Here is a 21,442-nt window from a genome sequence, read left to right as displayed (position 1 = left end):
CTAAGTACAAACCACTTAACAGTAAATTTATATATCTAAAGTGAGATGGTAAAAGCACCTAAATATTAAGATAATAAATAGAGCCACTGCAAAAGTTTCCTAGCTAAAATTTTTCTTAAGATTATCAGTCAAACTTATGACTGTTTGTTAGGTTGGTTAAAACTAAGACCGAAGTTTAAACTAACAGTTCTAAAACAAAAAATAGTTATCTCCAGGGGTTAAAAAATGCAGACAGTACACCATATTTACTGCCCAAATTGTGGCAGTAAAGCGGAGCGTTATTATATTTTAGATAGTGAATTAACACGGACACAATGCTCAAGTTGTGATTACTTGATGATTAGTTGTACCCGTACAGGTAAAGTCATTGAAGCGTACGCCCCTGGAATTCAACTAAGTAAAAGATAAAAAGTAAAAAGGCAAAAAAATGAAGTATGAGTAAGTTAATTTCATACTTCAAAATTCATAACTTCACACTGCAATTTACTTTTTACTCATTCTCAACTGTCCACAAGCAGCATCGGCTTCTAAACCACGAGAATACCGTACACTCACAGCAATTTTTTGTTGTTGAAGAACGTTAACAAAAGCTTGAATGCGATCGCGGCTAGGGCGTTGATAATCCACTTCTTGAATTGGGTTGTAGGGAATCAAGTTAACATGACTTTGGAAGCCCCGCAGACGTTGTGCTAGTTCTAAGGCCTGTTCTGGTAAATCGTTGACACCAGCCAGCAAGATATATTCAAAAGTCACACGGCGGCCTGTAATGGCGACATATTCCCGACATTCCGCCAATAAATCTGCTAAAGGATAGGGGCGGGCGCTGGGAATGAGTTGTTCTCTGAGGGCTTGGTTAGGGGCGTGGAGACTTACCGCTAAGGTAACTTGCAAATGATGTTGGGCGAATTGACGAATGCGATCGCGGATTCCCACTGTCGAAACAGTTAGCATTCGCTGTCCAATACCCACATCTTGATTTAAGGATGTCAGGGCGGCTAAGACATTATCTGTATTTAGCAACGGTTCACCCATACCCATGAACACCACATTGCTAACTCGTTCTTGAAAATCCTCTTGGACAGTTAACACCTGATCAACAATTTCGTGACGGGCGAGGTTGCGTTTATAGCCGCCTTTACCAGTCGCACAAAAATCACAAGCCATCGGACAACCCACTTGGGTAGAAACACAGACAGTTAATCGCTTATCGGCGGGAATACCTACAGTTTCGATAATTTGTCCATCAGCTAGTTGCAGCAGATATTTGACTGTACCATCTGGTGCAACTTTACGGTAATGGATGGTAGAACGACCAATAGGGATATCTGCAATTTCTGTACGCCATTGTTTCGGAAAAACGGAAATATCAGCAAGCGATCGCACTTGCTGATGATAAATCCAATCATGTAACTGTTTACCTCGGTAAGCCGGCTGTCCCTGCTGCTGTACCCAAGCAGTTAACTCGCTAACCGAAGCACCGAGTAAGGGAGGAATTGCTAATTTTTCCGTGGTGGGTGAGTCAACTTGAGAAACGGATGGCGTAACAGACATAGGAAGAGACTTACGAGTTTAAACTTGGATCTCTATCCTAAGCTGTCACGCCAGGAATTTGCATATTAACTTTTAGTATCCGCTTACATATCTAATAACTCGTTCTGATTGAATCACCCGATTATTTTTGAGAATCTCCAGGGATGCACCATTAACTGCATATTCATAGTTATTATTCCGAGCTACATATCCTACACCTTCTTCGGAATAAGTAGGTAGGGAACGGATAGCTTTACCAGTTGATTTAGCAATTCCAGTGTAAAACAGGTTGCCTCTTCTCTTACAAATATAGATATGAAAATTCTTAGTTTCAAAATAAGCTTCTAATCTACCACCACCTGTAGAACTAGGACAATTAGATGCTTGGGCAATCGTCTGATTATTAACTGCTGAAACTGGAGTAGATTCTAATTGTGCAGCACTCGCAGATGAAGATATACCAACGATTCCAGACAGTAGTGAAGCTGTGGCTAAAATGAAAGCAAAAGACTTATTTTGTACTTGATAAAAGCTGTTCATAATCAGTCCTGAAGTTTGATTACTATTCGCTTCAAATCTAACTGATAGTTTTTCGGATTTTTCAGAGAAAAAACACTGAAATTTACATAAATTCTTATCCCACAGGAATTTCTAGGATGAACTCTGCACCCTTTCCTAATTCCGAAATACACTCGATTTTACCTTTATGCTGTTCCACAACAATTTGATAGCTGGTAGTTAAGCCAATACCAGTACCTCCACCGACAGGTTTAGTAGTGAAGAATGGATCAAATATCCGTGGTTTAACTGCTTCGCTGATACCTATGCCATTATCATAAATAGAGATTCGCACCCAATCGTGATTGATAGCTTGAGTGGTAATGGTAATTTGAGGTGCAGTTGGAAGTTGCGATCGCTCCTTCATCATCTCATGTAACGCATCAATCGCATTACTGAGAATATTCATAAATACTTGATTTATTTGTGAAGCATAGCAGTTAACTAAAGGCAACTGACCATAATTTTTAATAACTTGAATTACATTAGTTTCAGTCTTACCCTTAAACCTGGGTTGCAGCAACATTAAACTATTATCAATTCCCTCATGAATATCTACAGGCTTCATATCAGCCTCATCCAAGCGCGAGAAATTTCTTAAACCCAGTACAATCTTCCGAATCCGGTCTGCACCTACCTTCATTGAAGAGAGAATTTTTTGCAAATCTTCAATTAAGAAGTCTAAATCAACCTCAGCAATAATTTGTTCTAGATTCGGTGTCACATTAGGATATTCTTGCTGATAAGCCTCAATTAATTGCAGTAACAAATCAACATAATCACTAGCCGGTTCAATATTCGCATAAATAAAATTCACCGGATTATTAATTTCATGGGCGACACCAGCTACCATCTGCCCTAAACCCGACATCTTTTCTGTTTGGATTAGTTGCGATTGAGTACATTTTAGTTCATACAAAGTTTGTTCTAAGCGCAGATTTTTTTCATTTAAATCTTGAGTCCTAGCGGCGACTTTTTCTTCTAATTTTGCATATAGTTGGGCAATTTCTAAAGAAATCGCAGCCTGAGAAACTAACAGCTTTAAGATTTGCAGTCTATCGGGGGTGAATACACCTACAGTTAAAGTATTTTCTAAATAAATAATACCAATGAGTTGACCTTGATTCAAGATAGGCGTACACAATATGGACTTTGGTTTATTTTGCAAGATATATGAATCAGCCGCAAAATGTCTGTCAGTACTCGCATCGTTGATTAATACATTTTCTCTGGTATGTAAAACATAATTAATCAAACTCAAGGGAATATTTTTACTTTCTGTTGCTAATGTTGATTTTATCTCGCATGATAGATGATTGTGACATTGCACCACAATTCTCAATTCATCATCCTCTTGCAACATTAATGCAGATTTATCTGCACCAACATTTTCGATAATTACCTGCATTAATTTCTGCAATAGCTTGTCTAAATGAATTTCTGAAGCAATTGCTAGAGATGCTTGAGTGACAGTTTCTAAATCTAAAACATCTGAGACATTTGTGGTATTAGCATCAACCGTGATTGGGCTGGTAAAAGAGTTAATTTGTGTATTTTTGATTTGATTGTTAATCACCTTAGCTAGTAGCTGATGATGGCGTTTTTCTAAGTCAGCAACTTTGACTTTAGCACCCCAACGAGTATAACAGTAGTAAGCATCAACTAAGTAAGGTTGAGCAATTTTTTCTTTACCACAAGCCAGATAAAATTCCGCAGCTAATTCATTTGCTATGGCTTCTTCTTGGACATATCCATTAATTTTAGCCCCTTGAACTGCACTTTCATAAAGCTCTACAGCTTGCCAATTATTGCCTAAAATTCTAGCTATTTCTGCCGCAACTAAATCATACTGATGTTGAAAATTCATTGGTGCATTTTCAGCCCAAACTTTCATTTTTTGCTGATTAGCTAACACATGCTGCATATATTCTGCTTTTTTGCTATCAGGCTGATTATGATAATCTGCTAACAAAGCCAAAGAATAGTAAAGATTATGTTTAGCAGTACCATATTGTCCGACAGCAGCTTGGATATATTGCAGACCAATTACAGCATTTTCTACAGCATTGTGTGGCTGTTTAAATAGATAAAATAGTAAGGTTTTAATTAAAAATATATTAAATAAAGAAGTTTCTGTTTTTTTATCGAGACAATAAGCTAAATTTTCAGCGTGATTAAATAAACTACCATCTAATTGTTCTCTACTAGCATTCATATCCATTAAGTTTAATGCAAATTGTTGCCAGCCTCGCAGCATAATTACTGCTCCGTACTGCTCAAACTGACACATCCATAAATAATATTTTTCTAACTGGTTAAATACAGTTGGTAGTTCTTCACCGACATAAATTAAATGTGAGTAATTATTAGAAGCAGAATAAAGTGCATATTCTATATCTCCTACTTCCATACCCAGTTGTAAACATTCTTCTAGGGGAGTAATTGTTTCTTGTAAATGAGATTTCCAGAATTTTATGTTGCTATTGTACATCAATAAAACTCGACATTTAATTTCTCTCGAATCGACTTGATCGAGTAAATTTAATGCAGCTTCGCCATAGCGATAACCTGCTTCAATTTCTAGATATAATGCACTGATTAACAAGCCATATAAAACATACCCATAAGCAGCAAACATAGAATTTCCATAGTTGACAGCAAGAGTAATAATTGTAAATATAATTGCTGGTAATAATCCAGGATTTGTGAAATAAGCCGCAGAAATCATATTAGTTAAAATTCGCATAGCGGCAAGTTTATCGGGAGCAGTCATCAATGGTAAATTAATTAAGTGAGTCACATCTAAATTTTGTGGTGGTGCTGACTCTAAACTAATTCCTAACAAATCTAATAACTGCAAGCCTGTATCTATGGCTAACTGCATCTGGACTTTGGAGGTATACATCTGCATGAGAATTTCATATACCTTCACTTGGTCGAGTAAATTAGCAGCTTGCTGACGAACTATGTTGGCGTAAAATTCTACTTGGTCAAAATTGATATTTAAATATTCGATTTCTACAGCTTCTGTATACAAATTCAGTGTTAATTGATACTGCGTTTGCCAACTGTCTAAAGATAGCAATCCTAAGCCAACAGCTAAATACTTTTTAGCCGCTTCGTAAGCTGTGGCTGATTTTGCTTTCCGAACTGCAAGTAAATTTAGTTGCGCTAGTTCATCTTTTTCCACTTGGGGATGAATTAAATCAATACCGACATTTAATTGATTAACTATCTCAAAGATATTTGCTTCTAATTTTTCAAGTTCCGTGTTCTTGAGAAGTAGTTTACCAATGCTTACATGCGTTATCTTTTTATCAGCTTCTGGAATTAAATAATAAGCTGCTTGCTGTACTCTATCATGGAGAAATTTATAGGTAACATTGATATTATCTTGATTAATAATTGCTGGTGTTTGGTCTGCCGTTAATTCATCATCAGTAAACAATTTATAAATTTCATTAGTTGGTAAAATCAATCCTTCTTTTAGTGCTTTCCACAAATCAGCAGAGGCCTCAACTAAGGATTTTTGCGAAACTATAGATAAAGTAGCTAAATCAAATTTATTGCCAATACAAGCTGCTATTTTCATGATTTCTTGCGTAGCTTGGGGTAGCTTACACAACTGTTTTGCAACAAATTCAACCACATCATCCTGCAAGTATAAAGCTTGAGCTTCAGTAATATCATATTGCCAATTAGCAGTATGAAAGTTAAATGTAATTACTTTATCTTCATGTAATGATTTGAGTAATTGAGTTGTAAAAAATGGATTACCTTTGGTTTTAGCTAATACTAATTGGGTCAATTGTATAGCTTGTGTTTCTAAACAATTAAGGGCATCAGCAATTAAGTAGTTAAGTTGTGTTTCGTCTAGAGGTTTGAGATGAATTTGATGAACAATGGCTTTAGCCTGATAAATATCATCTAAAACCATCATAAATGGATGTCCGGGATAGACTTCGTTATCTCGATATGCTGCAATGACTAATAAGTATTTTGTCTCTGTACCACTTAATAGTAGTTGAATTAATTTTAATGATGCTGCATCTGCCCATTGTAAATCATCTAAAAAAATTACTAGGGGGTGTTCTTGTGTGGCTAAAACTTGAATGAAGTTACTAAAAAGTAAATTAAAGCGATTTTGACAAGCATTACCACTTAATTCAGTGACTTGTGGTTGTTGACCGATAATTTTTTCTAATTCGGGAATGACATCAATAATTACTTGTCCTTGGGTTCCCAAGGCTAATAATATTTTGCTTTTCCATGTTTGTAATTGAGCTTTAGTTTCTGTGAGTAATTGCCGCATCAAACTGCGGAAAGCTTGGACTAATGCCGAAAAAGGAATATCTCGCTGAAATTGGTCAAATTTACCAGCGATGAAATAACCTTGTTGGCGGACAATGGGTTTATGAACTTCATTAACTACAGCAGTTTTACCAATACCAGAAAAACCTGCAACTAACATTAATTCAATGTTGCCAAGGCTAACTCTCTCAAAAGCATCTAATAAAGTTGTAACTTCTGTTTCTCTGCCATAAAGTTTTTCGGGAATTAGAAAGCGATCGCTCCTATCTCGCTGTCCTAATTGAAATGGTATAATTTCACCTTGATTGCGTAAATAATCTTGACAAACTTCTAAATCATGGCGAATACCTCTGGCAGTTTGATAACGTTCCTCTGCCGTCTTTGCTATTAATTTCATAATCATCTCAGCCAGGGAAGATGGTAATTCAGAATTGATATTTTTTGGGTTAATTGCTTCCTTAGCTAGATGACAATGTATGAGTTCTAAAGGATTTTGACTATTAAAAGGTAATTTACCTGTGAGTAATTGGTAAAAAGTCACACCCAAAGAATAAAAATCAGTGCGATAATCAATTCCGCGATTCATTCTCCCTGTTTGTTCTGGAGAGATATAAGCCAGGGTTCCTTCTAAAATATTCGGGCTTTTAATTTCGGAGTTTTCTTTGGGTAATAAAGAAGAAATACTAAAGTCTATAATTTTAACTTCTTTAGTTGCGGGGTTAATTAAAATATTATTGGGATTAATATCTTTATGAATAATGCGATTTTGATATAAAAATTCTAGTGCTTGGGTAACTGCGATCGCAACTTGAAAAAACTCATCTAAACTTAAAATGTGACCTTGAGTATATTGACTTAGAGAAATCCCCCCAAAGTCTTCTAAAATCAGTGCATAACTATTGCCATAAGTTTCTAAGCTATAGCATTTAACGATATTTGGATGTTCGAGATGACGAGTAATTGAATACTGATTTCTAAATAAAATTAAATCTTGAAATTGGGGATATTCAGTACTGAGAACTTTAATAGCAACCGGGGTGTGGGTTTCTTTCTGTTCAGCACGGTAAACCCTGGTTCTAGGACTGTCATGAATTTTTTCAAAAATCTCATAGCCAGGAATCAAAGTACTTACCATAAAGACAACCACAGGAGATACATTATAAGTAGTATTCCCGTGGGCATCTGTAATCTCACATCCGTAAGTAACTACAGCTATATAAATTTCTTAAAAACTAGCCAAAAGTTGTACTATTCCAACCCCACATCGCACCTTTAGCATCTGCAAACTCTATATAAATGCGATTTTGGGGTACACCTAAAGCTTGATTAATTTGCTGGCAAAAATCCTGACTCATCGCTTGGGTTTGGTCTGACTTCATAGAACCAATACTTTTAATCTCAATGTAACAAACCGGGTCTGTAGTCCCCGCAAAAGTCATGGGGACATCTGCTTCAAAAGCCGTCATTACATAAGATTCTGGTTTACCTAAATGCTTGGCTAACTTCCCTGATAAACTCTTGAGCATTGTCTCAACTTCAGGTTTTGCAGGTGCAGATACAGAAGTTTGTACTTTGATTAATGGCATAGCACTGAACTAGAGATTTACATTGTTCAGTTTATCGTAGACGGGTATGGCAGGAGCTAGGAGCTTGGCATTCGTGCTTTTTATAATGTCGTCTTAGAGTCTTGATAATGTTTGGTCGTTTCTCCACCTAATTTTTATGAACGAACCACAGAGGCGCAGAGAGAAGTTGCGTGCGCGGGTTCCCCGCGTTGAGCAAACTTCGGGAGAACGCAGAGAGAAGGGAGAATACTTGATTCTGTGATGTGGGCTAGGGCTTAGGACAACGTTTGCCTGCGATCGCCCCCTCGCGGAGCTACAGGTAGACTAATTCATAAACATACGATTTGTCTCCCTTTCGGCTGACCCATATACCAGCAGGTGGCATGGAACCCTGTGTTGCCAAGGCAACTGCCCAGGGAACTCCAAGAATTTCAAACTCCGCATTCACACATACCCAACCATGCCCATTCACTAAAGTTATCCACACGTCGAGGTCTTCGCGCTTCCAAGCTGACTGACCGTGGAGTGGTTCACAAGGATGAAAGCGATATACGGTATCGTCAATTCGGCGTTTGAACTCGAAGCTTCTGAGATTATTGGCAGACCTCATGGGTGCAACTCCTAAGCTATTAGAGCTTCAACAATTTGTAAGCTGACTCTTATTGCAGACAAGTTTTATTATTTATCGATGTCCTAACCAACTTGGCTACTGCTATAACTATGCTTTAAGTCTGCAATGACTTCAGCCATTTATTTACTAATGTATTGGCAGTTTTCATGACTGTATTGAAATTTTGTTTTAGCTGATGCTGGCGATACCATTTCTGAAAGGCGATTTCATAGGCTTCACCTCTGGCGTAAAAGTTATTCCAAAAATCTAGCCCAACTGTTAAACCCCAGAATAGCAAAATACCCAGTGACCAATGAATATTCGGCAAAATAATCAAATAATTAGCTAATATTAAAAAACTATTGACAATTGCAAAATTTCCTAACCGTTTTTTAAATTTTGCAAGACGGTAAGCATCAAAAGCTTGACGCTGTTGAATTTCATTTTGTTGCGATCGCCAGTCTTGTTCTGCTAATTGTAAAGAATCTGGTGATATGTCTAACTCACTCGCAATTTCTACGAGTAAGTCATAAGAAAACTCTTTTTCTTGGTTATCAGCTTGACGCGCGATCGCTAACTGAAGAATACGCTGTACATCTTCTTGACTATAAGAATGATGGCTATTACTTTCAAATCCTGCCATAGTCTTGACTATTAATATATTTTTTAACGTGGGGTTACTATTTCTAGACTAGCAAATCTAGAGCAGAAGGCAGGAGGCAGGAGGCAGAAGGCAGGAGGTGAAAGTTTTACTAGGCGTGGTATTTGTGCTTTTTAAATTTCCTCACATATAGCAGTCCTAAATGAATTACCAACATCTCTACCTTGTCTACCTTGTCTACCTTGTCCACCTTGTCTCTTTTGCTCACATATCAAAGCTATGGTTCCCGTTTTTTGGTAGCCTAAAAGCATAAATATCTTGGATGACTTGCACCCAACCGTCAGAGACAGATTCCAAGATGCGATCGCCTTTTTCTTTAGTTGCGGTTGTTGGATCACCAATCACGCCACTTTTACTGATATCTTTTGTTGTCCAAGATACTGGTAACTGTCCTTCCCAACTAATTAAAGTACTGTTTGGCTGTTCTGGTGGGTATTCAGCTACAGCTTTTTCAAGTTTCACCTGTTCTGGTAATATTGCCAACATAATGCTAGTTTCCGCATCACCAGCGTGCATACCAAGTTTGGCTTCTTTGGGTGTGAGCAATTCTTTGGTAATATTGGGCGCACGCCAAGTAAACAACGGAAATATTAAAAAGTCATCATACTTAACGTGTAAATCTCGCGCCGCCATTTGCATAATTTGGGGTTGTCCACCGTGGGAGTTCATCAACACCAATTTTCTAAACCCAGCGCGGTAAAGACTTTCCCCCACTTCCATAATTGTGGCTGTCAGGGTTTCGGAACTTAGGGTAATTGTGCCAGGAAAGTGCCAGTGTTCGTTAGATTTCCCATAATACAGAGTTGGCAAGGCATACGCGGGAAGATTTGCATCTAACTTACTCAAGGCTTTTCCCAAAACACCAACACCAATCGCCGCATCTACAATCAATGGTAGATGGGGGCCATGTTGTTCAATTGCCCCTACTGGTTGAATAATTACCACATTTTCTTTATTGGGCATATCTTGGATATCAGTCCAAGTTAGGTAAGGAAAAAAGCGTTCTGGGGGAATAAAGCTGTGCATATCACTGCGATCGCGTCATTTTAATTTTAGGCGTTGTGAAGAGTCCCAACACATCAGGATATTACCAGAACTAAAGAAGCATAATAGCCAAAGAACAAGTAGTAACAAGGAAGAATCAATGGTTGATGACAATGGCTCAATTCGCACTTTATCAGTTGATATTGGTGGTAGCGGTGTGAAGGCAATAGTTTTGGATATTACCGGAACTCCCGTTACAGAAAGGGCGCGGGTAGATACACCATCCCCAGCTAAACCAGATGTTGTAATTAATGCGATCGCACTTTTAGCCGATTCTCAAGGTGATTTTCATCGGGTTTCGGTGGGTTTTCCGGGTGTAGTGCGCTGCGGAGTTACAGAAACAGCAGTTAATTTACATTCTGATTGGATTGGGTTTGATTTTGGTACAGCATTATCCCAACGTTTGAATAAGCCAGTCCGAGTAATTAATGATGCAGACATGCAAGGTTTAGGCGCGATCGCAGGCAAAGGTGTAGAGTTAGTAATTACCTTGGGGACTGGCTTTGGTTCGGCTTTATTTGTCGATGGTAAACTTGTGCCTAATATGGAAATGGGACACCATCAGTTTCGCAAAGGCCAGACTTACGAAGAACAATTAGGACGTGCAGCGTTACAAAAGTATGGCGAGAAGAAATGGAACAGGCGCTTAGAAAAAGCGATCGCTTCTTTGCAGCATTTATTTAATTATGATTGTCTTTATATCGGTGGTGGTGAAGCTGTAAAAGTAAATTTACAACTACCTTTAAATGTTAAACTCATACCTAATGTTACGGGTTTGTTAGGCGGAATTGCCTTGTGGCGCGATTAGTCTAAAGTCTGAAATTAATTAGTGGAGGATTTAGACTCACCACATAATTCATCCCACAAATATAGCAGTCCTAAATCATTTGTGAAGAACAAGATCCCCGACTTCTCAAAGAAGTCGGGGATCTGAGCCTCTCAATTTTTACATCTCATGTAAGATTGCTATATGCAGCACCCCATTTTTAGCAGTTTTTTTAGATTTTTTATTGATGCCGATCGCAAAGCAATGGGCATCTTTTAGTATGAATAATGCCTATTTGTTGCTCGTTACGCCGTCTGTATAGAAGCTAATTTTGAGTCTGCGGTCGATTTTAACCGGGTAATGGTGGCTTTACGAATGCGATCGCTTTTACGGACTCCGCCTGTCATTTCGTATTCTCGGCTGTCTTTGCCATACTTCAACACTACACCACTAACCAAGCGTTCCGAAGTTTCACGAATGGTTTTTTCAAGGGTTTGTATGTTTGCTTTGGCTGTGTCAAGGGCAGTTAGCATCATATTATACTGGTCAAGCTCCTGGCGGAGTTGCTCTGTTAACTCACTTAAATGATTTAAACTGATAGAATCACCAAAGTCCAAGCTGGAATCAATTGATTTAAATCCAATTAACCTCTGTTCTGTTTTTTCTAGCACCGGAGAGCCTTTTTGTTTGCGTGGCATCAATGAATACCCTTTACGAAACTTCATCTTTCTAGAGTGTCTCAATAGGGCAATTTATTGGCTCAGTAAAACTTACAAAATCAGATGTTTTTTGTAATAAGGTTTGATAACTATTTCAGTAATTTTACGACAAAAGATAATAAATTTAGGACTGACGCAGACTCTAGGATTTCTTGGCGTTCTTGGCGACTTGGCGGTTCGATAAATTAAGCTTTTTGGGAATTTTTGCGTAATACCAAATCGATATGAAGTTGCACATATCTTGATCCCCCTAAATCCCCCTTAAAAAGGGGGACTTTGATAGATTTTTTCTGGTTTCCCCCTTTTTTCAAGGGGGGTTAGGGGGGATCGAATTCTATGCAGCCTTATAAAGAATTGGTATAAGTCCTGAAATTGTTGAGAACAGACTTGTGTTGTGAACGAATAGACTTATGTTGTGAATAAATAGACTTGTGTTGTGAACGAATAGACTTGTGTTTTGAATAAATAGACTTGTGTTGTGAATGAATAGACTTGTGTTTTGAATAAATAGACTTGTATTCTGAACGAATAGACTTGTGTTGTGAACGAATAAGCTTGTCCACTTGATTATTTATTTAACCCAAAGAAGCCCACCTCTTGCTAAAGCTATGGTGTACACACAAATCTAAAATAGCTGATTAACAAGGTTTTACCCCACCCTAACCCTCCCCTTGGAAAGCTACGGTGTACACACAAGTCTTACTCAGGTTGTATAGTAGCATTTCGATCCCCCCTAACCCCCCTTAAAAAGGGGGGAATTTTTCTTTAAGTCCCCCTTTTTTAAGGGGGATTTAGGGGGATCAAGATATGTGCAACTTCACATTTAATTGGTATTAATTACTCTGCGCTCGATACACTGGGCTAATTTGACGATAAGTATTGAGTAAAACCAAGAATTTATCAAAATCAAAACTTACTGGATCAACTTTCTGGCCAGAACGGTCAACTTGTTGATGGGTAGTAATGCGGTCTTCAGGAACCTGACTTTGGGCAATTAACCAAGCTAAAGAATGATATTGGGCTTCGGTATAGCCGCTATGAGCTTTAATATAATTATCTCCCCGGCCATCGGGTGGTGTTTCTAAAGAAACATGATAAGCAAAATTATTTACAGATGGTGCTAAATTAGGATTAGTCTGGACAGTTTCAACACCATTAAAGCTTTCAAACACTGAGTTAGCCGCCCCAAAAGCGCGTTTTTCTGGCGGGACTAAATAAACAACTGTGCCATCTAATTTAATCAGGGAATGATAACTTGCTTGCACACTTTCATCTTCGTGGGGTGTTTGAAAAAAATTAACCGCACTGTCGGCAGAATAACCAGTTTCATGGAGTACGATAATAGCTGGATTGGTGAGTGTGACACCGTAAATGTCTTGAGTGTAGCGATCGCCATAATTACTAGGGTCTACTCTCGCAATCTCATATCTTGGTTGATATTTAGCAAAAGCCTCTGTAGTTCGATATCTGCCAACATTTTGCCTGGGAATGACTGGAGACTTGGCTGATTGATTTTTAGAAGATTGCAACTTTACTTGAGGATATTCACTCCAAGCTGTCGTCATCTCTTGATTTGATGAGGTGGTTTGAGGAATTTTTGCTTGGTTAATTTTGCCAATCAACAGTGCCACACTCAAAGCAGTAAACACTAGAGAAATTAATAGCACCCTGGTTGCCCATTCTCTAAAACTCATGTTGGCAGATTTTCAGAATACAGCTAGAAACATCTTAATCGAAACAACAATACCAATTCATCTGCCAGACAGCCTCAATGCAACTTGTTTCAGGGAGTACTGACAGAAAGGGAGACAAGGGGGATGAGGGAGACAAGGAGGACAAGGGAGATAGAGGTCTTGTTGAGTGGACAAATTAGATAATTTATTTTGTGAATTACCCGTAAATAGGAAACAAGCTTCCGGTGTTATGAAACCTTGATTTTGCGTAATTCTGCTTAGGTGAACACTCTCGTTTGCGAAGTGCGGACTTTGCTTTTATCGCCCTCAATTCTCTTCGTCACACTTATATCTTTTCTTATCTCCTTGTCTCCCTTGTCTTCCTTGTCCCCCTTGTCTCCCTTTGCCCCCTCCAAACTACCTAGTTATTTTTAATTGCCAACAAAACTGCTACAATCTCCCTATTGCCGATAGAGAATATGAATTTTTTGTTGAGTTTGCAATTAAACATTACTAATACGTGCAATCATCCAGTACCATAAATCGTATATAACTATATATACATCAGTTTACCGTAGATTGAGAGGAAACACGGAATGAAATTTTGGCAGCATCCCCTGAAGCAAATTCAGAATAGACCATATCGGTTCAGACTCAATTCGCTCAAAGGTTTTGTATCACTCACCTTGGTAGGGGCTATTTTGAGTGTGGCGCTGGCCGCCTGCTCTGGTGGAAATAGCAGCAGTAATTCTGGTGATGGTAGTACACCAGCTGCTAGTCCTGTTGCAGCTAATAAATCCAATGTAGAAATCACCTTAGTTTCCTTTGCGGTGACTAAAGCTGCTCACGAAGCAATTATTCCCAAGTTTGTAGAGAAGTGGAAACAAGAGCATAACCAAACTGTCACCTTCAAGCAAAGTTATGGTGGTTCTGGTTCTCAAACTCGCGCCGTCATCGATGGTTTAGAAGCAGATGTAGTTCACCTAGCATTAGCTGGAGATACAGAAAAGATTCAGAAAGCGGGACTAATTGAGGCAGGATGGGAAACTGAAGTTCCCAATAACGGTATTGTATCGAAGTCTGTTGCGGCGATCGTTACTCGTGAAGGTAATCCGAAAAACATCAAAACTTGGACAGATTTATCAAAAGAAGGCGTAAAATTAATTACCGCCGACCCAAAAACATCTGGTGTAGCCAAATGGAACTTCCTAGCACTGTGGAACGCAGTCATTAAAACTGGCGGAGATGAGGCTAAAGCCACAGAATTTATCACAAAAGTGTATAATAACGTACCACTTTTGACTAAAGATGCCCGCGAAGCAACTGACGCATTTTTTAAACAAGGTCAAGGTGATGCCTTAATCAACTACGAAAATGAAATTGTGTTAGCACAACAAAAGGGCGAGAAAGTCAATTACATCGTTCCTGATGTCAATATTTCTATCGATAACCCAGTTGCTGTGGTAGATAAAAACGTTGATAAACATGGTACCCGCGAAGTAGCAGAAGCTTTTGTGAAATATCTCTACACTCCAGAAGCACAACAAGAGTTTGCCAAATTGGGATTCCGTCCAGTTGATGAAACTGTAGCCCAAACAAAAGAAGTCAAAGACAAATTCCCCAGCGTTAAAACATTAGGCACAGTCAAAGATTACGGTGGTTGGAGTGAAATTGACAAGAAATTCTTTGCTGAGGGCGGTGTTTTTGACAAGATTCAAGCCCAAAAGAAAAAGTAACTAGTCAAGAGTCAATGGTCAAGAGTCAATGAACAATAAACCAACATCAAGGCTTTATTTTTCAACGACAAATGACCAATGACCAATCACACAGGATAAATTGATATTTTTTATGGCTGTATCTTCCCCATCCTCACCTCAAAATATTGTTGCCGAAACTCCTGTCTGGAAGAAATTTCTGCATCAGTTGATTAATTTGCCTTGGACATGGCGCATTACATTGGCATACCTAACAGTAATGTTGTTTTTGCCAATAGCAGCTATGTTCTTAAAAGCCAGTACCGAACCACCTGCTAGGTTTTGGGAAATTGCCACTAGCGATGTTGCTTTGGCAACTTACAACGTAACTTTTGTGACATCTATAGGGGCAGCCTTACTCAATGGTGTATTTGGGACTTTAATTGCTTGGGTTTTAGTGCGTTACGACTTTCCTTTAAAAAGGATAGTTGATGCCACAGTAGATTTACCCTTTGCCCTGCCAACTTCTGTAGCAGGTTTAACATTGGCAACAGTTTACAGCGATAATGGCTGGATTGGTTCACTGTTAGCACCCCTGGGAATTAAAGTATCATTCACTCGCTTAGGTGTAGGCGTAGCTATGATATTTATTTCCTTACCTTTTGTGGTGAGGACTGTGCAACCTGTATTGCAAGAAATGGAACATGATATTGAGGAAGCGGCTTGGTGTTTGGGTGCTTCCCAATGGCAAACCTTTTGGAAAGTCATTTTACCGCCTTTATTTCCGACAATTTTGACGGGTATTGCTTTGGGTTTTTCCCGTGCAGTTGGTGAATATGGCTCAACAGTAATTATTTCTTCTAATACACCCTTTCAAGATTTAATTGCGCCGGTGTTGATTTTCCAGAGATTAGAGCAGTATGACTATTCTGGCGCGACTGTGATTGGTGTGGTTTTGTTGACAATTTCGTTAATACTGCTGTTGGCAATTAATTTCTTACAAGCGTGGGCTAGAAGATATGACAGTAAATGAGCCAAAATTTCACTCATCTGAGTCTAATATCAGCACAGGCAGGACTCAACAGAAAAAAAGTTGGGTGCCGACAATTTTAATTGCGATCGCAATTGGTTATTTAGCTTTAATTCAATATATCCCAGCAATTAACGTTTTTGTCCAAGCCTTTAAAAAAGGAATCACCCCGTTTTTTGCCAACTTAAACCACCCAGCCTTTCTTCATGCAGCTTGGCTAACGTTAATATTGGCTTTAATTGCGGTGCCATTAAATACCGTATTTGGCTTGTGTGCAGCTTGGGCGATCGCGCGACATAAATTTCCCGGTCGTGCCATAGTTTTAAGTATCATCGACCTACCCTTTTCCATCTCTCCCGTAGTTGCCGGGTTGATGATTGTCTTACTCTATGGCAGAAATGGCTGGTTTGGCCCTTTTCTGCAAGCCCACGATATTAAAATTATCTTTGCCTTTCCGGGGATGGTATTGGCGACAGCATTTGTCAGTATGCCCTTTGTCGCCAGAGAAGTCATTCCTGTGTTAGAGGAATTTGGTAGCGACCAAGAAGAAGCCGCTAAAACTTTGGGTGCAAAAGATTGGGACATATTTTGGCGCGTCACCTTACCCAGCATTCGTTGGGGATTACTTTACGGCTTAATTTTAACCAATGCTAGAGCAATGGGCGAATTCGGTGCTGTTTCGGTAGTTTCGGGTAATATTGCTGACAAAACACAAAGTTTACCATTGTTTGTGGAAGATGCTTACAAACAGTATGAAACCGAAGCCGCCTTTTCTGCTGCTGTGCTATTAGCCCTGTTAGCAGTTGTCACATTAGTACTGAAGGAAATTTTAGAACGGAAAACGCGCATCAAAGATGTTGAATGATATCGTGTCCGACTAAATACTTATCATTAAGACCGCAGAGGGAGCAGAGGGAGCATAAATGATTTAACCGGACATGATATAAGTCCTGACCACGTAACTAGCTCCTTCTACTCCCCATCAATATTGCAATTGTTCTAACTAACTCTTCTGGTTCGATAGGTTTTGCTATATGCTGTTGAAATCCGGCTTGTAGTGCTTGTTGTTGGTTGATTTCGCCTGCATAAGCCGAAAGTGCGATCGCAGGTATAGTTCCGCCTTGTTCGGGTGGGCATTGTCTAATGTTCCGAATCAAGGAATAGCCATCCAATTCAGGCATCCCAATATCAGAAATTAGTAAATCCGGCATAGATTGATTGAAGTAAGTCAATGCTTGTAAAGCTGAATCAGCTGTAGTAACTTTTGCGCCAACTTGGGTGAGGATAAATTCTGCTAAGTTACGCATATCTGCATCATCATCTACAATTAATATCTGCATACCCGTGAGATCAACTCTATCTGCCAAATTGCTACGAGCTAAGGATAATGCTTGGTCAACAATGTTTAATGGCAATCTCACAGTGAAGATTGCACCTAAATTCTGTCCTGGACTATCGGCTTGCACTGTACCACCATGCAGTTCGGTTAAATGACGGACAATCGCCAGCCCTAAGCCCAATCCACCAAATTTTCTTGTTGTTGCGCCATCTTGCTGACGGAAATATTCAAATACGAATGGTAAAAACTCTGGAGTAATGCCAATTCCGTTATCTTGAACTTTAATTTGAGCATACATTCCCATTTGCTCTAGCTGCACTTCTATTCGTCCTCCAGAGGGGGTAAATTTGACAGCGTTAGAAATCAGGTTCCAGATAACTTGTTGTAAGCGGTTGGTATCACCGGAAACTGTACCAGAAAGCGAGTTAAGAGTAGTTTGGATTTGAATATTTTTGGCTTCTGCTGCGAGTCGGACTGTTTCTAAGGCGGCTTCGATGGTTGCAGCCAAATTCACAGGTGCAACGTTTAACGACATTTTGCCTTGGAGAATGCGCGAGACATCTAATAAATCTTCGATTAATTGCGCTTGTAACTTGGCATTACGTTCAATGGTTTCTAATGCTTGGTCAGCTTTTTTAGGGTCTAGCCGTTGACTCCGCAGCAGCCTTGACCAACCTAAAATCGGATTTAGGGGCGATCGCAATTCGTGAGACAGTACGGCAAGAAATTCATCTTTAATTCTATTAGCGGCTTCGGCTTTGGCGCGATCGCGTTGGGCAAGGCGGTACAATTGGGCGTTATCAATGGCTAAAGAAGCACGGCGAGCTAGTTCCTCGGCTAATTGTAAATTGCTTTGGTCATAGCGTTTTCCCGACTCCGCTGAAACAAAAGACATGACCCCCAAAATTTTATCTTGAGTTTTTAATGGCACTGTCATCACAGATTTAAAACCAACAGAACGCAAAATTTCTAAATGTTCTGGGTTTTGGGCGGCTTGGACTATCAATTCATCAGAGATATCGGGTAAGAAATCGGATTTACCTGTGCGTAATGTCCAGGCAGCGCCTCTGGGATCATCTGGATTGAGAGGATATTTCTGTCGCGTTTGGTCAGCCCATTGCTGTTTAGCTGGGTCAAGATGAGCTACAGCAATCTGTTCAATAACACCATCTTCTTTGACGATGTGGACTGTACACCAATCTGCTAACTCCGGTACTGCCAGTTGGGCAACTCGTTCTAGGGTAGTTTGGTAATCGAGAGAAGATGCTAAAACTGCGCTCGCCTCTGCCAGAAAGCGTTGGTTCCGCTCTAACCTGACTTGTTCAGTTACATCGACCACATAGGCTAAAACCTCTTCTATTTGATGGTTAGAGTTAGTGGTGGGCAGATAGTAAACATTGTAGTATCCAGGACAGCGATCGCTCCGACCAGGAGGATTGATCGCCAAGCTAAGGGAAATAAATTGATCTCCGGTATTGTAAATTTCATCAAAGATGGCAACTATGCCCGGATCAACTTGACCAAAAAGTTCCTTAATTGAATGTCCTAAATGTTGTTCACGAGTTAATCCGTTGATTTTGGCTAATGCTTCGTTAATCGCAATATATCGCTGTTGGCGATCTAATAGAGCAATTCCCACTGGTGAAGTTTCAAATATAGTTGCCAGTTGGCGTTGTGCGGTTTCTGCTCGCATTCGAGCAATGCACTCACGTTCTAGTAATCTTTCTCGTTCTTGTTCTATTTGCTTGCGTTCTGTAATATCAATGACAACGCCAATCGAGTTTTTCGGATTTCCCTTCAAATCGTAAGTAAACTTTCCTCTGGCTTCTACCCAATGAATTGAGCCATCTAACCAACGCAGGCGATATTCATGATGATACTCTTGCTTGGCCTGCATAGCTTCCTGAAATTTTGCTTCAGCTTGTGCTAAATCATTTGGATGCACCCGACTCTGCCAAACTTCATAACTGGGTTGACATTGATATGGTTGCAGACCTAACACTGTGAAGTGTCCTTCTGACCAATGTAATGTGCCAGTTTGGACATCCCAATCCCATGATCCCATTCGTCCAACATTCAGCGCCAGTTGCAAGTGTGCCTCACTTTCTCGTAATTCCGCTTCCGCACGCGATCGCTCTACAGCTAACCAAGTTTGTTCGGCAATTTGCTCTATCAGTGTCACTTCTTCCTGTTGCCAGTGGCGCGGCGCAATATGGTGTAACACAAGTAACGCTATAAACTTTCCTTGTTTCACCAACGGCACACATAACAAAGACTTAGTTTGGATCACATCAAAAGCAGTTGCGCCTGTTCCTGTAGTCCGAGGATCAGCATCCACATCATCCACAATAATTGTTCTGCCCTGCTTGAGTTCAGCAATGATTTCCCGGCCAAAAGAATTCATGTGATGAGTCCCAACCACACTACTCACACCATTGCAATAATCACGCTCAACAATTACATATTCTTGGGTAGGATCAATTTCCCCATAAGTACACCTACTCACTTGAAAATACTGACCTGTGGCAAGTAGTGCGTGCCACATAATTTCTTTCGAGTCTGGAATTGGGCGAATCGCATCATTTAATTGAATTAAAAATTTCTGTTGTCTGTCTTTATGTTGCACCTGTTCCCACAGTTGTTTGCGCTCAGTTATATCTTGCAGGACAACTACCGCTGCCACAATTTGATTTTGGCTATTGAGTATTGGTGCAGAATTGACACTAATAAAAGTTTGGCGACCATCACTTTCTAGCCGCAATTCTTCGTTAGAGATAACTTCACCTGTTTGCAGCGATCGCGCTAATGGATAATCATAAGGTTCATACATTTGTCCATCAGTCCGAAAGGCGACAAAGGGGGTAATTGGTACGTATTCTTCTAATTCCAAAGACTGTTCATAGTCGTAACCAATAATTTGTTTAGCTTGTTCATTAGCCAGCACTAATTTACCCGTTGCCGCATCGGCAATTAATACACCGGCTGGTAACTGCTGTAAAACAGCAGTAAAGCGGGTATGTTCTATTTCCAGTGCTTGCAACAAGCATTCTTTTTCTGCTTCAACTTGTTTGCGAGCTGTAATATCATGAAAATACACTGCCAAACCCCCAGCCGAGGGATAAGCTTTGACTTCTAACCAACAACCAATAGGCTCCCCATATTCTTCCCACGCAACAGCTACTTGTTCCGTTACAGCCTGATACATAGATTGATAGGCTATACCACCAACAAGTTCTGGAAACACCTCTTGCCAAACATTTTTACCAATAAGTTCTGCTGGTGTTTTGTGTAAAATTTGCGCTGCTGCCTGATTGATATATGTGTAGCGCCAATCACAATCAAAAGCCACGAAGGCATCTGTAATGCTTTCTAAGATAGTGATTACCTTACGTTCAGATGCTTGGCTGGTGATGAATTTTGCATCTGGGGCATTTTCTAGTAAAGCTTCTAACTCTTGTTTCTCACGCTCTAAGGTGGCTATTCGTTCTTGTAATAAAGCATATTCAGCATTTTTCCGTATTTCCTGAAAGTCAGGATGTGAATCATTTCCCAAGCTGCGGGCAAAATATTCAATCAATTCTGAACGCGAAATTCCTTGCTTGTGCGCTTCTTCATCAAGCGATCGCCATGCTGTACTGGTTAAAGATATACTAACTCGTTGTTTGTTTTCTGAGTCCCAGTTGCTAACAAATTTACCCGTTGAGTCGCGCTTCATTCTAGATTGTTCCGTATGCGTACACGGTTCTTCTATTCAATCCGAAGTGACTCCTGATTAGTATCTACCTGGAGATTGAGGTTTTGATTAGGGATTAGAGCTGAAGGGGTGACAAAGCGGCTGAAGCCGAGGAAATAAAAGATTGTGACCGTTTTGGGGTAAAAAAAGATAGGTCAGGTATTGTCAACAAGACCTATCAAATGATAATGTTACCTAAATTCTACCAA

Annotated in this window: 15 protein-coding genes; 5 read left to right on the top strand and 10 right to left on the bottom strand. The window is 39.6% G+C overall.

The annotated features are described in order from the left end of the window. Positions 1 to 225 precede the first annotated feature (225 nt). Positions 226 to 408 (top strand): replication restart DNA helicase PriA, encoded by a 183-nt coding sequence (locus tag H6G75_RS32885; RefSeq protein WP_242051467.1) that lies wholly within the window; start codon positions 226 to 228, stop codon positions 406 to 408. Between the two features lie 75 nt (positions 409 to 483). On the opposite strand, the gene rlmN is transcribed toward H6G75_RS32885, so the two are convergent. From rlmN to H6G75_RS06010, 7 genes are all read right to left on the bottom strand, one after another. Beyond that, complete coding sequence (gene rlmN, locus H6G75_RS06040; protein ID WP_190979056.1) at positions 484 to 1,551, bottom strand: 23S rRNA (adenine(2503)-C(2))-methyltransferase RlmN; 1,068 nt, start codon at positions 1,549 to 1,551, stop codon at positions 484 to 486. 72 nt (positions 1,552 to 1,623) lie between these two features. Further along, complete coding sequence (locus tag H6G75_RS06035) at positions 1,624 to 2,070, bottom strand: hypothetical protein (RefSeq protein WP_190979055.1); 447 nt, start codon at positions 2,068 to 2,070, stop codon at positions 1,624 to 1,626. 94 nt (positions 2,071 to 2,164) lie between these two features. Further along, the gene (locus tag H6G75_RS06030) at positions 2,165 to 7,534 is read right to left on the bottom strand and encodes an ATP-binding sensor histidine kinase (protein ID WP_190979054.1); all 5,370 of its coding nucleotides are present in this window, start codon (positions 7,532 to 7,534) and stop codon (positions 2,165 to 2,167) included. A 97-nt stretch (positions 7,535 to 7,631) separates the two neighbouring features. Next, entirely contained in the window at positions 7,632 to 7,985 is a 354-nt protein-coding gene (locus H6G75_RS06025; RefSeq protein WP_190979053.1) for a phenylpyruvate tautomerase MIF-related protein, read from the bottom strand. A gap of 292 nt (positions 7,986 to 8,277) precedes the next feature. After that, the gene (locus H6G75_RS06020) at positions 8,278 to 8,574 is read right to left on the bottom strand and encodes a hypothetical protein (protein ID WP_190979052.1); all 297 of its coding nucleotides are present in this window, start codon (positions 8,572 to 8,574) and stop codon (positions 8,278 to 8,280) included. Between the two features lie 115 nt (positions 8,575 to 8,689). Beyond that, positions 8,690 to 9,217 (bottom strand): 2TM domain-containing protein, encoded by a 528-nt coding sequence (locus H6G75_RS06015; RefSeq protein ID WP_190979051.1) that lies wholly within the window; start codon positions 9,215 to 9,217, stop codon positions 8,690 to 8,692. Positions 9,218 to 9,439: 222 nt separating this feature from the next. Continuing rightward, the gene (locus H6G75_RS06010; RefSeq protein WP_190979050.1) at positions 9,440 to 10,261 is read right to left on the bottom strand and encodes a creatininase family protein; all 822 of its coding nucleotides are present in this window, start codon (positions 10,259 to 10,261) and stop codon (positions 9,440 to 9,442) included. Positions 10,262 to 10,379: 118 nt separating this feature from the next. Here H6G75_RS06010 and H6G75_RS06005 point away from each other — a divergent pair, with 118 nt between their 5' ends. Then, a complete protein-coding gene (locus tag H6G75_RS06005) occupies positions 10,380 to 11,087 on the top strand; it encodes an ROK family protein (RefSeq protein ID WP_190979049.1) in 708 nt (235 codons plus the stop codon). Positions 11,088 to 11,350: 263 nt separating this feature from the next. Here H6G75_RS06005 and H6G75_RS06000 read toward each other — a convergent pair whose 3' ends face one another. After that, complete coding sequence (locus H6G75_RS06000; RefSeq protein WP_190979048.1) at positions 11,351 to 11,743, bottom strand: hypothetical protein; 393 nt, start codon at positions 11,741 to 11,743, stop codon at positions 11,351 to 11,353. An 854-nt stretch (positions 11,744 to 12,597) separates the two neighbouring features. After that, positions 12,598 to 13,458, bottom strand: coding sequence for an N-acetylmuramoyl-L-alanine amidase (locus H6G75_RS05995; protein WP_190979047.1), 861 nt, complete (start codon positions 13,456 to 13,458; stop codon positions 12,598 to 12,600). Between the two features lie 575 nt (positions 13,459 to 14,033). Between H6G75_RS05995 and H6G75_RS05990 the strand changes: the two genes are divergently transcribed. The 3 genes from H6G75_RS05990 to cysW all read left to right on the top strand — a co-directional run bounded on the left by H6G75_RS05990 (position 14,034) and on the right by cysW (position 17,026). Then, positions 14,034 to 15,173, top strand: coding sequence for a sulfate ABC transporter substrate-binding protein (locus H6G75_RS05990; protein WP_190979046.1), 1,140 nt, complete (start codon positions 14,034 to 14,036; stop codon positions 15,171 to 15,173). Between the two features lie 112 nt (positions 15,174 to 15,285). Then, a complete protein-coding gene (gene cysT, locus H6G75_RS05985; protein WP_190979045.1) occupies positions 15,286 to 16,164 on the top strand; it encodes a sulfate ABC transporter permease subunit CysT in 879 nt (292 codons plus the stop codon). Further along, a complete protein-coding gene (gene cysW, locus H6G75_RS05980) occupies positions 16,151 to 17,026 on the top strand; it encodes a sulfate ABC transporter permease subunit CysW (RefSeq protein ID WP_190979044.1) in 876 nt (291 codons plus the stop codon). The genes cysT and cysW overlap by 14 nt, the downstream gene beginning before the upstream one ends. Positions 17,027 to 17,123: 97 nt before the next feature. Here the strand turns inward: cysW and H6G75_RS05975 are convergent, their stop codons facing one another. Next, positions 17,124 to 21,215 (bottom strand): PAS domain S-box protein, encoded by a 4,092-nt coding sequence (locus H6G75_RS05975; RefSeq protein WP_190979043.1) that lies wholly within the window; start codon positions 21,213 to 21,215, stop codon positions 17,124 to 17,126. Positions 21,216 to 21,442 lie beyond the last annotated feature (227 nt).

This window comes from Nostoc sp. FACHB-280, assembly GCF_014697615.1.
In the GTDB taxonomy this organism is placed as follows: domain Bacteria; phylum Cyanobacteriota; class Cyanobacteriia; order Cyanobacteriales; family Nostocaceae; genus Nostoc_B.
The sequence above is the reverse complement of the archived record's forward strand: the minus strand, read 5'-3'. Positions and strand labels throughout refer to the sequence as shown.